The sequence below is a fragment of the [Ruminococcus] torques ATCC 27756 genome (assembly GCF_000153925.1).
In the GTDB taxonomy this organism is placed as follows: domain Bacteria; phylum Bacillota; class Clostridia; order Lachnospirales; family Lachnospiraceae; genus Mediterraneibacter; species Mediterraneibacter torques.
In genome coordinates this window covers 136,089-150,206 of sequence record NZ_DS264358.1, presented here as the reverse complement: position 1 = coordinate 150,206, position 14,118 = coordinate 136,089, and the positions used below count along the sequence as shown (strand labels likewise).

Sequence of the window (14,118 nt, the reverse complement as noted above, 5' to 3'; positions counted from 1 at the left end):
AATATAATAGGCATTGCGCTACGGGAGAGACAGGAACGTAGGAAATGCCGGGGTGTGGCTCAGCTTGGCTAGAGCGCCTGGTTTGGGACCAGGAGGTCGCAGGTTCGAATCCTGTCACCCCGATAAACTCTGCGGGTGTAGTTCAATGGTAGAACACCAGCCTTCCAAGCTGGATACGTGGGTTCGATTCCCATCACCCGCTTTTCCGTAGAAATACGGAGAGCCTTTTGAAAAGGGGATATTAAAATGAGTCTGTAGCTCAGCTGGATAGAGCAACGGCCTTCTAAGCCGTAGGTCGAGGGTTCGAATCCCCCCAGGCTCGTTATGGTGGGTATGGTGCAGTTGGTTAGCGCGCCAGATTGTGGTTCTGGATATCGTGGGTTCGAGTCCCACTACCCACCCTTTTCTTTTATAATTCAAACTGGCATGCAGTGTCAGAAATAAAGTCTTTAATGGGCTATCGCCAAGCGGTAAGGCACAGGACTTTGACTCCTGCATTCGCTGGTTCGAATCCAGCTAGCCCAGTTATCTCGGGAAGCTGAGAAGAAATAGTGAGGGCGTGTAGCTCAGTTGGTAGAGCACTTGACTTTTAATCAAGTTGTCCGGGGTTCGAATCCCCGCACGCTCACTGTGAAACAAGCGAATATGCTTGTTTTATTTTTTGTATAGGCGACGTGCTAAAGTCCGGGGATGCCCGGAAATTTGGAGGTTGCTTACAAAGTCCCGAGATATGCCTTTTGGCGTTTTCGGTGATCGAAATATAACATGCGGATGTGGCGGAACTGGCAGACGCGCTAGACTTAGGATCTAGTGGGAGACCGTGCAGGTTCGATTCCTGTCATCCGCACTGCAAAAGCCTGGTTTTACTGGGCTTTTTTGGAGGAGATGGCTGCACCCCATCTGCTCCGGGCAAGATAAATAATCTAGTTACAAAGAGTAGTCGTTATCTTTACCAGAGACAGGGCGGCTACTTTTTATTTTTCATATTAAGGATGGAGACAATCAAGCCATAAATTACCGTTAAAGAGTGTATCTTGCAATCATATCAACCGTTAACGATAGAGGAAGGCGGTTTTGGAGGCACTTGGAGTTGAGTGTACTCTGGAGTCGGCTTTAAATATGGCGATGATTAAGGAGGGACTTGCTCAGAAGACTGCATTTGAGGAAGCTTATTACGGACTGAATGGTACGGTGTTTGTCGATATAGAAAATGCTAACATTAGAACGGCATTTCATAAAGAACAGATTGATGAATATGTGAAAAAAATGAGGGAGGTGTTAAAGAATCATGAAAAAGGTTGATTGTCCATTGATGGACGAATGTGTTGATGATGCAATATGCTTCGATATCCACATGGTTGTTGAAGGGTGTGCACCTAAATTCACAGCGCCGAAAAAAGCAGTTCAGACACCGGATTTTAGGAAAATATGTATGAATTGTCCGAATCACAGAGACGATTAAAAGCCACAGGTCGAAAAGGTCTGTGGTATTTTTATACCCATTTTTAAGAAAGGAGGGGAAAGTGTATGAAGATACCTGAAAAAATAAAAGTACTTTATAAGGAGTATATCGTGGAAGAAACCGCAAACCTACACGATGAAGCCGGAGATCTGTACGGACAGATTCAATTTATAGCATTGGGCTGAAAGAAAATCATCCGCACTACAAAAGCCGTAACCTTTGAGTAATCAGAGGTCACGGCTTTTTTGTTACGGTAATGAGCCAAAATCCGGATTTATCCGAGATCTTGACGGATAAGATGTTTTATCCGAGTTTTCGTTTTTTGTGCATTATATAAAGCAATCCTATGATGCTGCACATTGTGGCAAGAGGAAGCAAAAGAGGTGTGCTGTCTCCTGTTTTTACACTGGTATCCGCATGTGAAGTGTTTGTATTTCCCTGATTTCCGCTATTGGGATTTTGTGGGTTTTGCGGCTCGAGTGGTTCTTGTGGGTCTTTATTTCCGCCCTCATCAGGATCATCTTTGTATGCGAATTCAAATGTATTTAATTGATTCAGTATATCGGATACTTCCGCAGGCGTTGCGTTTGGATCGGTTAAGATCGCATTTGCAAGCTCTCGAAGTCTGGTGAAATCATTCCAGGAAGCATCTGTTGCGTTGCCTTGAGTCATATCTTTTATTTTGTTATATTTTTCCTGAAGCAAAGTTTTATCTGCGCGTAGATCCTTCATACGCTGTATTAAAACGGCGGTTTTTTCATCGACTTCTTTTTGGGTATATGTGCCGTTTAATAAAGCTTCTGCCTCTAAAATGCTTTGTGTTAATGCTTCAAAACTTTCTTCCGTATATCCTTCCCGGGAAATGGATTTTGCGGCTTTTAACGCGTCGTTTAATGCGGACGTATCAACTTTTATCTCCTGAAGACTATTTCTTGCATTCCGAACTTCATTTGCCTTATCATTCATTTCGGAAGTACACGTTTCTTCATCCTTTTTGTTTAGGAGTTCTCTGGCGCTGTTGACTGCCTTTTGTAATTTGTTCCAGCTTTCTTCTGTGTATTTGTCTTTATTCAGCCCGTCGCAGATCGTCAGTTCTTCTTCCAATTGGCTTCGGTCTACGATTTCTTTCTTTTCTGTACGGATCTTCAGTGTTCCGACTTCGACCCATCCTCTTTTTTCCGGTGATCCGTTTGGACTTTTTCCGACACGTTCAAATTGAATTGTGTAGCTGCCCTCCGGAAAGTCTTTCTGTATCAGTTCGGCGCCCTCTATGCGTTTTTCGGCATATGTATCAATTTCTTCTCGGCAGATCTGTTTCTCGTTTTGATCTAGGATCGTCACCCGGATAACGCCGTGATCATCTCCTTTGACCGTGGAAACTTGTATCGAATTTCCGTTGAATTTATAAGTCAGAGGCCCCGCATCATCTGCTTCTGTTGCTTTGAAATCTCCTGCCTGGATCCACTTTCCGGAACCTTGCAGATCTCCTGCCGGGATGGATGTTTCGGAAAAACCGCCTTGTTCGAGACTGTTTAATGCTGCCTGTAGTTTTTCTGTCATTTGATCGACGGCTGGTTGTTTTACGTTTTCGTCATCGGCTGTTTTCTTAGCGTCTGAGAGAACTTTTTTCAGTTGGTATAAAGAATCGTTTGTATAGTTTCCGTTTAGTTCCTGTTCTGCTTTTGTGATCAGCGAGTTTAATTTTGACTTATCTGTCGTTCCGAATCCGAGACGGTGATATCTGTCAGATAAAAATTCGGTACGGGAATCAATAATATCCTGCGATGCTTTCAGTTGTTCTTTCCCGTCTGAAATACTTTCTTCAAACGCGGTTTTTAATGTTTGCGGCGCGTTTACATAATGGTCGGCAGTTCTGTCGGCTTCTTCTGCCGAACGTATCATTTTTTCTAATTCTGACGTATCTCCGGCGCCGTCTGCCTGTACGCCTGTGTAAAGAGGCGCTATTTCATATAGAGACGGTTCGCCTAAGAATCCCGGTTTTAATATTACCTTTACGGATTCTGTCGTTGTTTCGGGAAATTCGGCGAAGTAATAAGCGTGATATCCGCCGCTTCCGCCGTCGATATCGCCGACTTTGTCGTCGATATTTCCCATTTTTGTTCCTTCATACACAGTTCGATATGTTCCGTCAGAAAGCGCCTGAATTTCAAAAGCGCCGATTCCGTTATTTTTGGATACGAACAGATCGAAATTCATTTGATCGAGCGTTTCTTTTTCGGAGAAATTCAATGTGATTTCCAACGGTTTAGAAGCGTCTACGTTTTTGGATGCCCACCGTGTCGAAGTGTTTTGATCGATCATACCGGCTTTTACATAGTTATTGCCCCAGTCCTCTGTATGAGATACGGTTACGTCTTGGATCTTTATGCTTTTTGCTATGTATTTCTTTGTGTATACAGGGCTGACTCTCTGTTCGTTATAAAACAGCGCCGCTCTGACAACGGTATTTTCTTTATTGTCTAATTGCAGAGGGTGTTCATACCGGTCAGATGTATGTCTCGGAATACTTCCGTCTGTTGTATAACGGATCTCAAAGTCTTTGGCGTCTGAACTCTTACTCAAAGTAAGTGTCCGGTCGTTTCCTGTGATGACACCGGAATCTTTGCTGAATGAAATGATCCGGTTTGCCATCGGTTTTTCTAATTGTGCGCTAAGATCTGTAAATTGGTTCTCGGCGTTTTGATAATCCTCTAAATCTCCGGTGTTTTCCAACAGAGTCTTGCGCAGTTTGCGAAGCTGATTGTAAAGCGTGTCGATCTGTGAATAGGTTAAGTTATCTTTGTCGGTCAGATAATATATGTTTTCTGCCTTATTCAGATAGGAGCGATATAACTGATCCATTAGTTTGACTTTTGTCAGAACTGTACCTAATTCTTTTGAAGAAAGATCGATTGCTGTCTGCAGTTCGTTTTTGGCATTGATGAGATCAGGGTGAAGCTGATTTAAAAATGTAGACGCCTGCTCTTTTAGTTCGTTTATATTTGTTTCGGATATATCGATCGTATATGTCTTGCCGGCGTCTGCCTCAAAGGAAATACGATCTTTATCGGTATCTTTTGTCACCTGAACTTCTTTGCCGTCTTCGTAGATCTTTGCAGAAGTAATATTTTTATATGATCCTGTGAAAACAGCGCTGTCTTTATTGCCGTCATAACGTACGGTAAAGGCTTCCGCAATGCCGTTCGCCCATTTTTCGCCGATCGTGAAGTTACCTCTGGCCTTTAGACCTCTGACCTCTCCTTTTTCCCATGCGTCTGGAATTGCGGGGAGGAATTGTGTGTAGCCTGACTGCGATTGAACAAGCATTTCTGCTACGCCGGAAGTAAGACCGAAATTGCCGTCGATCTGCCATACCGGAGTTCCGTTCATCATTGTGTCTCCTCCGCCGGATCCGTGAGAATCGAAGAGATTATGCTGGAGACCGGAAGAATTTCCTCCGATCAGATTGTTCAAAAGCTTATATGCCTTTTCTCCGTTTTCGGCTCTCGCCCAGAGATTGATCTTGTTTGCTTTCGACCAGCCTGTAGAATATTCTCCTCGTTCGGTCAATGATTGAATAGCGGCGTTCATGTAAGTCGGATTCTCTTTGTTGATCAATGTTCCGGGAAAGAGTCCGACCAGATGGGAGGCGTGTCTTTGCTCTCCGTTATGTCCGATATTCCATCCGCTGTTAGGTACTGCGATCTCTGCCAGATCTCCTGCTTTTGCATAAGATTTGTTATGTCCGGTTTCCTGACCTACACGGGTTTCTTCGTACCATTCTTTAATTCCGTTTGTAGCGTTGATTTCAATCGGATCAAGTTTTTGCATCTTTTCTTCCCAAGATTGCAGAACAGCTTCATCTTCTCCGACGATTTTGCCTGCCTGGATACATTCGTTATATAATTCCCATATAAGAGATTGGTCGTAAGTTGTTCCGATTGCGGTCGGTCCTTGTTCCTCTGAAAAACTAGGCGCTGCTACAAGTCTGTTTTCACCGTGATAAGGCGAAGTTTCGTCGTTGATTTTCTGGTATTCTGACGTCCAGAGATAAGAGTCCCAAAATTGTGCCGCCTCTTTCATGATCGGATAAATAGTATTTTTTAAATATGCTTCATCCTGCGTAAACTCGTAATGCCACCAAAGGTTTTGGACAGCCCATGCCGCTCCTGTCGGATTCCAGCCGTATTCCTGCGCGTTAGTAGGAGCGGTCATGCCGAAAGGATTGTTTTCCGTATGTACGGTAAATCCGGTGTGGTTATCGACAGCCCCTTTAATACCGTGAACTCTTTCTGCCGTCAGGCGTCCCGGTTCTCTTAATTTATCCATGTAATCTACAAAAGTTGTTCCGCATTCGGCAAGGTTCGTTGAATATACCGGCCAATAGTTCATCTGTACATTGACGTTAAAATGATAATCTCCCGTCCACGCGGAAGGACCTACTGTCCATAAGCCGACAAGGTTGCTTGGGAGCGTACCTCTGGAACCGGCTATTGTCAGATAACGTCCGTATTGGAATGCAAGAGTTTCCAGGTAGTGCGAGTAGCTGCCGTTTCGATATTCGTCTATCAACTGATCTGTCGGAACGGATGTCTGAAACTCTCCTAAGTCTAAACTTACTCTGTCGAAAAGACTTTGGTGGTCTTCTATATGCGTCTGCTTTAATTCATCGTAAGATTTTTTCGAGCTGTCATTGATCCGGGTGTCGATAACATTCGACAGATTTTTCTCTTTGTCCCGGTAAGTAGGATAATCGTTTTTGTAATCTGTCTCGGCAGCCATTATGATTGTGACCTGATCTGCATTTTTAATCCGGTAAACCTGATTTTTTTCATCTGCCGTTATCTCGCCGCCGGTTAGAAGGAGTTTCATAGTTGTACGGAATTTTAAATCATTATCTTTTACTTTTCCTTCGATAGTGCAAGTTTGATTCCGGACATCGAATGTAAGCTTTCCTTCTAAGTTATCGTTGTTTAGTTCCATTTTTGCGCTGAAATTAAGTTTTCCTTTTTCAGAAGCGGAGAGGTTTGTTACCATTACCTGATCCGGACTGCTTACAAAATGCTCTCTTTTGTAAGAAACATTTTTATAAGAAAATTCTGTTGATGCAATTCCGGTTTGTAAATTCAGTTCTCTCCGATAATTCTGCACATTATCGTCAGTGATTCCCATTGCGGAAAAATCAAGCCAAATATCGCCGAAATCTTGATAACTGCCTTTGTTTAGATTGTCTTCGCCCGGAAATCTGATTTTTGCCCCCATACCGTAACCGCCGAGACTTTGGTCATCGTTAAATACATTAGAAGATTTGTCATCAAGCAGTTTTCGATAATTTTCAATCTCTGTGGCAGTATATGCCGTTGCTTTATTTCCGAACTGGTAGTTGGGACGGCTCGATGAAGGACCGCCTGTCCAAAGTGTTTTTTCGTTGAAATGGATTCTTTCTTTTGAGATTCCGCCGAAAATCAAATTTCCCAGATTCCCGTTTCCGAGAGGCAGAGATTGCTGCATCCATTCGCCGCCGCTGGATTCGGCAGTATTAATTTTGGCAGGAGAACCGTACCATAGTTTTAATGTCTGATTTACCGCTTTTTCTACGGATATCGGGAAGTTTTGTTCCGGCTCTTCGGCAAGAACAGTTTGCGCGGAACCGATGGGAAGTATGAGAACCGCACACATCCCCGCAAGCAATTTTTTCATTCTTGTTTTCATCATTGTCTCCTCTAATTTCTGTAGATTCATAAATAAGTATAAAATTCTATTATGAATATATCGTTTGGAGAGGAGATTGTCAATTTAAAACAGGATATTAAAAGCTGTTTTTTAACACATTCCGGATTGAAATGGACAATTAACAAAAAATTCTGAAAATTCAAAAACTGAGTTTGTGGTCATTGTTTTTTTGAGCATTGATAAATCGAGTTATAACTGTGGAAACCGGTGTCGGTCTGCAGAATTTATTTTTGCTCTTTGTTGACAAACATCATGAAAAATGCAATAAACAAAAGCGCTGAACATACGAGGATCGATTTCTCATGAAAGCGTTTGATGACGAAGTTTCCGAGGACTGCTCCGATTATAAAGCAGAGGATAATGCCGTAGAAAAGAAGGGCGTTGTAGAATGCTTTACGGTCATGGGTTCGCAGAAAGCGGTGCAGATTCTCGGTTCCGTTTCTTAAGTTTCCGATACACATAGTTGTAGCCGCTCCTCTGTTGCGGATCTTGCGAAAGCTTTCGACCTGAATGCCGCAGGCAAAAGAGGTGAGTGAGTTTGCGAGGGGATTTAAAGAGTGAGGGAAAAAGGCTACACATATTAAAATAACAGCTTCCAACAGAACGGAAAGCTGACGCCAGTGGAGTCGTATGTTGAGGCAGCGCACAGTATCGGCAAGTAAGATGCCGAGAGTAAACGCGAGAACAGGGAGGAGATAGCTGAGCATGGCAAAATAGTTCCCTTCCGCGAGATTTACACCGAATAGGAGCAGATTTCCGGTTTGGGCGTTTGCGAATACGTTTCCCCGTTCAAGATAAGAGTAGGCGTCCATAAATCCGCCGGATAAGGCGAGGATGATTCCTAAGCGGAGTGTTTCAGACATTTGCAAAGAGTGTTTCATAGGGAAATCTCCTTTCGGTAATTAAAATGGTTTTGCTGAGGATGTCGTATTATATAGAAGGAGCATCCCGTCAAAGAGGCGAGAATGCTCCGTTTTGATATTTTTTTAATAGGCAGAACGCCGCGGCGGAAGCGCAGAGCTCACCTACAGGGAATGAGATCCATACGCCCGTAGGTCCGAAAAAGCGGGTGAGGATGAAACTTAACGGGATTGTTATCACAAATTGGCGGAGCAAAGAGATGATCAGAGAATTCCGCCCGTTTCCTATCGCCTCAAATACGCCGGAATAGATCAGACCGACAGAAGAAACAAGAAATCCGAGGCTGATGATGCGAAGAGCAGTGACTCCGGCGCTCATTAAAGCGGCGTCTGCATCGAACAGAGAGAGAATCTGTTTCGGAAGGGCAAGAGCGAGGATCGTTCCTGTCAACATCAATCCTGCCGCAGTGAGCAGGCTGTATCGTATTGTTGATTTGACGCGGGAACTTTCACCGGCGCCGTAATTGTACCCGATGATCGGACGCATTCCCTGTACGATTCCGTTTGCAGGCATATAGATGAAAGTCTGAAGTTTGAAATAAACGCCTAAAACTGCGACATAAACGTCTGAAAATGCAGTAAGTATACTGTTTAGTACACTGATCAATATAGACGGCAGGAGCATCATAACAGTAGAGGGGATTCCGACACTGTAAATTTGTCTGATGATCGCTTTATCAAAGACAAGATGCTTGAAGCTGATGTGTACCGCGTAAGAGTTTCTTCTATATACGATGATGTATAAGAGTAAGGCGCTGATCTGTCCGATCACGGTGGCGATGGCAGCGCCTGCAACGCCAAGCGCCGGGAAACCGAGCAATCCGAAGATCAGGATCGGATCGAGTATAATATTGACGACACAGCCGGCGATGAGAAGGTACATTGTAATCTTCATTTCACCGATTCCCTGGAAGATCTTTTCAAATGCAATTTGAAAAAGAGAGCCGAAAGAAAGGCAAAGTACGATTTCCGTATATATGGATGCGTCGTTTAATATTTTCGGGTTGTCTGTAAAAAGTTTTAAAAACGGTTCGGAGATCGTCAGACCTGCAATGATAAAAAAGATGCAGTGGATCAATGTAAGGGCGATTCCCAGAGTCGCCGCCCGGTCGGCTTTTTCCCGATTTCCCGCTCCTAAATGAATGGAGATAGCGGAGCTGATCCCGACGCCGATTCCGACCGCTGCGGATAAGATCGCGTTTTGAAGCGGATAGGCAAGCGAAACGGCAGTCAGAGCATCTGTGCCAAGTCTGGAAACGTAGATACTGTCAACGATGTTATAAAGCGATTGAATAAGCATGGACAGCATCATAGGTACAGACATAGAAAGCAGAAGAGAAAAAACAGGTTTCGTCTGCATGAATGAATTTTTCTTTTCCATAATAATAAAAGTCTCCCTGATGTAATACTTTTGCCGATAAAAATATCGGATCAAAAGTTTTTCATTTAAAATATGCCGAGATGTTCGAGCAGGATCTTAACGCCGAGAAGAATCAGGATGATACCTCCGGCAAGCTCTGCTTTCGATTTGTATCTTGTCCCGAATATGTTTCCGATTTTTACACCTGCGGCAGCGATGATAAACGTTATTACGCCGATAAATGAAACGGCAGGAATAATATGTACATTTAAAAAGGCGAAGGTGATGCCTACGGCCAGAGCGTCAATACTTGTCGCAACAGCCAGAGGGAACATCGTTTTGCAATCTAAAAGGTCGTTTGAAGATTCTTCGTCGCCGGAGAAAGCTTCGCGGATCATATTGATTCCGATGATGGAAAGCAGTATAAACGCAATCCAGTGATCTATAGCGGTAATGCCGTCTTTAAACCGGATGCCGAGAAAGTAGCCTGCTGCAGGCATAAGAGCCTGAAATCCGCCGAACCAAAGACCGACGGCGGTAATCTTTTTCCAGGTGACTTTCGGCATAGCAAGTCCTTTACAGACGGCAACGGCAAAAGCATCCATGGAAAGTCCGACTGCCAGGATGAAAAGTTCTGTAAGTCCCATATAAAAAACTCCTTAGGAATTATAAATCTTAAAAATAATAGCACTAAAAATACTGTTTTTCAAGAGAAAGGAACGGGGGTTTTGGGACGAGAAATAAAACAAATTCACAGGATTGACATATTTGTATGGTAATCTGAAAATAAAAGAGAAATTATCGGAATATTTTTGCCGGTACATTTTTATATGAGAGGTGGATATTGTGGAAAATATAAAAGTGCTTGTTGTAGATGACGAGAGCAGGATGAGAAAACTTGTGAAAGACTTTCTTACCCGGGAAGGATATGCTGTGCTTGAGGCGGGAGACGGCATGGAAGCGATGGACATTTTCTATGAAGATAAGGAGATTGCCCTTGTGATCCTTGATGTGATGATGCCGAAGATGGATGGCTGGCAGGTTTGCCGGGAGATCAGAGAGACGTCCAAAGTACCGATCATCATGCTGACGGCAAGATCGGAAGAACGTGACGAACTTCAAGGGTTTGAACTTGGAGTGGACGAGTATATATCAAAGCCGTTCAGCCCGAAGATTCTTGTGGCGCGGGTAAACGCTATCTTAAGACGAACTCTCGGAAATACGGCCGGAGATGTGATCGAAGCGGGAGATATCAAGATTGATAAGGCGGCGCATATTGTTAAGATCAATGACAAGATGATCGATTTAAGTTATAAGGAGTTTGAACTGTTGTCATATTTTGTGGAAAATCAGGGGATTGCGCTGTCCAGGGAAAAAATATTGAATAATGTGTGGAATTATGATTATTTCGGTGATGCGAGAACAATCGATACTCATGTGAAAAAACTCCGCAGTAAATTAGGCGACAGGGGCGAGTATATCAAAACGATATGGGGTATGGGATATAAATTTGAAGTCAATTAACCGGAGGAAATACAAGGATGATAAAGTATTCGATCAGGCGTCAGATGACGGCGATTTTTATCGGATTGTTCAGTCTTATTTTAGGTCTTGTCCTTATTATAAATAACGCTTTTTTAGGACATTATTATCTGTCTCACAAAGCGGATGATCTGATCCGAACATACAATGACGTCAATGCGAAGCTGGAGTCCGGAAGTCTGTCAGATTCTGATTCGGTGAGGGATATTCTGACACAGCTTGAGCGGGCGAACGTTGACCTTGTCGTGGTGGACGGAGGTGGAAATGCGATCCTTACGACACTTGGAGAAAGCGATCCGCGTTTGAAAGAAATGTTCAGCGGCTTATTCGGAATGGAAGGAGTCGATCATGAAAACATACTGAAGCGGAATGAGGACTACACGATTTACAGAGATAAGAGCAGTCAAGTACAAAGAGATGTAGAGTATTTGAAAATGTGGGGAAGATTTATGGACGGCTCATGGTTTATCATGCAGTGTCCTTATGCGAGTATTACGGAAAGTGCATCTCTTGCAAACCGCTTTTTGATCTATCTCGGATGTATCGGAATGGTTATCGGAGGTCTGTTAGTATGGATGTTTTCCCGAAGTATTACAAGACCGATCATGGAACTTGCCGGATTATCCCAGGAGATGGCAAACTTAAATTTCGATACCAAGTATACGCGCGGCGGCATGGATGAGATCGGTGTGCTCGGGAATAATTTCAATAAAATGTCGGAGAAGCTGGAAAGAACGGTGTCAGAACTAAAGCAGGCGAATAATCAGCTGCAGAAAGATATCGAACAGAAAGAAAAGATCGAGGATATGAGAAATGAATTTCTCGGAAACGTGTCTCATGAACTAAAGACGCCGATCGCCCTTATCCAGGGGTATGCGGAAGGGCTGAAAGAAGGAATCAGCGAAGATCCCGAAAGCCGCGAATTTTACTGTGATGTGATCATAGACGAAGCGGCGAAAATGAATGTGATGGTGAAAAATCTTCTGACGCTGAATCAGTTGGAATTCGGCTCTGATGAAGTACAGTTTGAGCGGTTTGATATCGTGCGCCTTGTAAAGGGGGTAATTGTAAGCTGTGAGATCCTTGTTCAGCAGGCAGGGGCAAAGATCAGTTTTATTTCCGATGAAAGTATCTGTGTGTGGGCGGATGAGTTTAAAACAGAGCAGGTTGTACGAAATTATCTTACGAATGCGATCCACCATGTCGGCAATGAGAAGCGCATAGAAGTCCGTATAGAAAATGGGGACGGAAAAGTGCGGATCACTGTGTTTAACAGCGGAACTCCGATTCCGGAAGAAGATATTCCGAAGTTGTGGGATAAGTTCTATAAAGTGGACAAAGCGCATACAAGAGAATATGGCGGCAACGGAATCGGTCTGTCGATCGTGAAAGCGATCATGGAATCGTTCCACCAGAAATACGGAGTAGAGAACTTTGATAATGGAGTAGCGTTTTGGTTTGAATTGGATGCAAAAGCGTGAAAAACTTATAAGTTCAATGCTTTACGTTAGCGCGTAAATGTGCTAAAATGCAACTAATAATTCAAGGATAGTTGCGTAAGAGGGCATACGGCATGCCGGCTGTCAGCGGTCGGTATATCGTATGCCCTTTTTGCAATAGTAAAAAATGTAAAAAAGAGTGTAAAAGTAAGAAGGAGGGCGGGATAAGTATGTATGATAAAATATACGAGATCATTCAATCGGCAGACGATTTCGTATGGGGCTGGGGGATGATCGCACTTTTGCTGGGAACGCATCTGTTTTTGACAGTTCGCACAGGATTTATCCAGAGAAAGACAATTACAAAAGGGATTCGGCTTTCGGTTGCAAAAGAAGAGGGGGCAGACGGAGAAGTCAGTCAGTTCGGAGCGCTTGCAACAGCGCTTGCCTCCACGATCGGAACGGGAAATATCATCGGTGTCGGAACAGCGATCGCTCTGGGCGGTCCGGGAGCTGTATTCTGGTGCTGGATCACGGGCATTTTCGGAATTGCAACGAAGTATGCCGAATCGCTTATTGCGGTAAAGTACAGAGTAAAAACAGAAGACGGGCGAATGCAGGGCGGCGCGATGTATGCGTTGGAGCGCGGACTGAATATGAGGTGGCTCGGTTTGGCGTTCGCTTTTTTGGCAGGTTTTGCTTCTTTTGGAATCGGATGCGCGACTCAGGTAAACGCGATCGCGGAAGTGTGCAGTAAGAACCTAGGGATCGATCCGTTTGTTGTCGGCGTTGTTGTGGCAGGGATGACGGCGGTTGTGATTTTCGGAGGAATAAAAAGTATTGCGAAAGTATGTGAAAAGCTTGTTCCGTTTATGGCGGCTTTCTATGTGATAGGCTGCGTCGTTATATTGTTTATCAATTATGATTACATCATTCCGGCGGTCACGACGATCTGCCGGCTTGCGTTTACAAAAGGAGCGGCCGCAGGCGGACTTGTAGGCGGAGGTATCCGGTATGCCATTCAGTATGGAGTCGCAAGAGGACTTTTCTCAAACGAATCGGGACTTGGTTCGGCTCCGATCGCGGCTGCGGCGGCAAAGACAAAAAATCCGGTCCGTCAGGCTCTTGTTTCTTCCACGGGAACGTTTTGGGATACGGTTGTCGTCTGTTTGATGACCGGACTTGTGCTTGTGACAACGATTATGAAAAATCCGGCGATCAATATTGACGAGGCGGTAAACGGAGGCGAACTGACAACGATGGCGTTTGGTCAGATTCCCTTTTTCGGTTCTCTTATTCTTGTTGTCGGTATTATCTCATTTGCGTATTCGACGATTTTGGGATGGGCGTATTACGGTGAGCGGTGCGTAGAATATTTTGCGGGAAAAGCGGGACTTCTTCCATATCGGCTTCTCTATGTAGCGGTGCTTCTTGTCGCTCCGGTGCTTGCGCTTGATCTTGTGTGGAAGGTGGCGGATATACTGAACGCGTTGATGGCGATACCGAACCTGACCGCAGTGCTGCTCCTTTCTCCGGTTATCGTAAAAGAGACGAAAAAATATATTAAAAATCTGGATGCGGTAGATCATACGCCGATTCCGGTCGTAAAAACAGGAAGAGGAAAAAGAAGATAGAAACACGAAACGAGAAGCGGAAAACTGC

At 44.1% G+C, this 14,118-nt stretch carries 9 protein-coding genes and 7 tRNA genes; 12 read left to right on the top strand and 4 right to left on the bottom strand.

What is annotated here, in order from left to right:
• Window positions 1–48 precede the first annotated feature (48 nt).
• The 9 genes from RUMTOR_RS08105 (at window position 49) to RUMTOR_RS13150 (ending at window position 1,462) form a co-directional block, all read left to right on the top strand.
• Window positions 49–123: transfer RNA gene (locus tag RUMTOR_RS08105), tRNA-Pro, on the top strand.
• An 8-nt stretch (window positions 124–131) separates the two neighbouring features.
• Window positions 132–202: transfer RNA gene (locus RUMTOR_RS08100), tRNA-Gly, on the top strand.
• A gap of 46 nt (window positions 203–248) precedes the next feature.
• Window positions 249–322, top strand: a tRNA-Arg gene (locus RUMTOR_RS08095).
• A 5-nt stretch (window positions 323–327) separates the two neighbouring features.
• A tRNA-His gene (locus RUMTOR_RS08090) sits at window positions 328–401 on the top strand.
• 52 nt (window positions 402–453) lie between these two features.
• Window positions 454–525, top strand: a tRNA-Gln gene (locus RUMTOR_RS08085).
• Window positions 526–555: 30 nt separating this feature from the next.
• Window positions 556–628, top strand: a tRNA-Lys gene (locus tag RUMTOR_RS08080).
• A 139-nt stretch (window positions 629–767) separates the two neighbouring features.
• Window positions 768–847 (top strand) — tRNA-Leu (locus RUMTOR_RS08075).
• 227 nt (window positions 848–1,074) lie between these two features.
• On the top strand, window positions 1,075–1,302 hold the full coding sequence (locus RUMTOR_RS08070) for a hypothetical protein (RefSeq protein WP_044998125.1): 228 nt from the start codon (window positions 1,075–1,077) through the stop codon (window positions 1,300–1,302).
• The gene (locus tag RUMTOR_RS13150) at window positions 1,289–1,462 is read left to right on the top strand and encodes a hypothetical protein (RefSeq protein WP_004846948.1); all 174 of its coding nucleotides are present in this window, start codon (window positions 1,289–1,291) and stop codon (window positions 1,460–1,462) included. Before RUMTOR_RS08070 ends, RUMTOR_RS13150 begins: the two co-directional genes overlap by 14 nt.
• Before the next feature lie 303 nt (window positions 1,463–1,765).
• Here RUMTOR_RS13150 and RUMTOR_RS08065 read toward each other — a convergent pair whose 3' ends face one another.
• The 4 genes from RUMTOR_RS08065 to RUMTOR_RS08050 all read right to left on the bottom strand — a co-directional run bounded on the left by RUMTOR_RS08065 (window position 1,766) and on the right by RUMTOR_RS08050 (window position 10,122).
• Window positions 1,766–7,177, bottom strand: coding sequence for a glycosyl hydrolase family 95 catalytic domain-containing protein (locus RUMTOR_RS08065; protein WP_238102424.1), 5,412 nt, complete (start codon window positions 7,175–7,177; stop codon window positions 1,766–1,768).
• A 242-nt stretch (window positions 7,178–7,419) separates the two neighbouring features.
• Entirely contained in the window at window positions 7,420–8,076 is a 657-nt protein-coding gene (locus RUMTOR_RS08060) for a YoaK family protein (RefSeq protein WP_004846944.1), read from the bottom strand.
• A 70-nt stretch (window positions 8,077–8,146) separates the two neighbouring features.
• A complete protein-coding gene (locus RUMTOR_RS08055; RefSeq protein ID WP_004846943.1) occupies window positions 8,147–9,496 on the bottom strand; it encodes an MATE family efflux transporter in 1,350 nt (449 codons plus the stop codon).
• Window positions 9,497–9,561: 65 nt separating this feature from the next.
• A complete protein-coding gene (locus tag RUMTOR_RS08050) occupies window positions 9,562–10,122 on the bottom strand; it encodes a manganese efflux pump MntP (protein WP_004846942.1) in 561 nt (186 codons plus the stop codon).
• Between the two features lie 199 nt (window positions 10,123–10,321).
• Between RUMTOR_RS08050 and RUMTOR_RS08045 the strand changes: the two genes are divergently transcribed.
• From RUMTOR_RS08045 to RUMTOR_RS08035, 3 genes are all read left to right on the top strand, one after another.
• Complete coding sequence (locus tag RUMTOR_RS08045) at window positions 10,322–10,999, top strand: response regulator transcription factor (RefSeq protein WP_009243052.1); 678 nt, start codon at window positions 10,322–10,324, stop codon at window positions 10,997–10,999.
• Window positions 11,000–11,016: 17 nt separating this feature from the next.
• The gene (locus RUMTOR_RS08040) at window positions 11,017–12,498 is read left to right on the top strand and encodes a HAMP domain-containing sensor histidine kinase (protein ID WP_004846939.1); all 1,482 of its coding nucleotides are present in this window, start codon (window positions 11,017–11,019) and stop codon (window positions 12,496–12,498) included.
• A gap of 188 nt (window positions 12,499–12,686) precedes the next feature.
• Window positions 12,687–14,090 carry an alanine/glycine:cation symporter family protein gene (locus RUMTOR_RS08035; protein WP_022003144.1) on the top strand — a complete coding sequence of 468 codons (1,404 nt, stop codon included), beginning with the start codon at window positions 12,687–12,689 and terminating at the stop codon, window positions 14,088–14,090.
• Window positions 14,091–14,118: the final 28 nt, after the last annotated feature.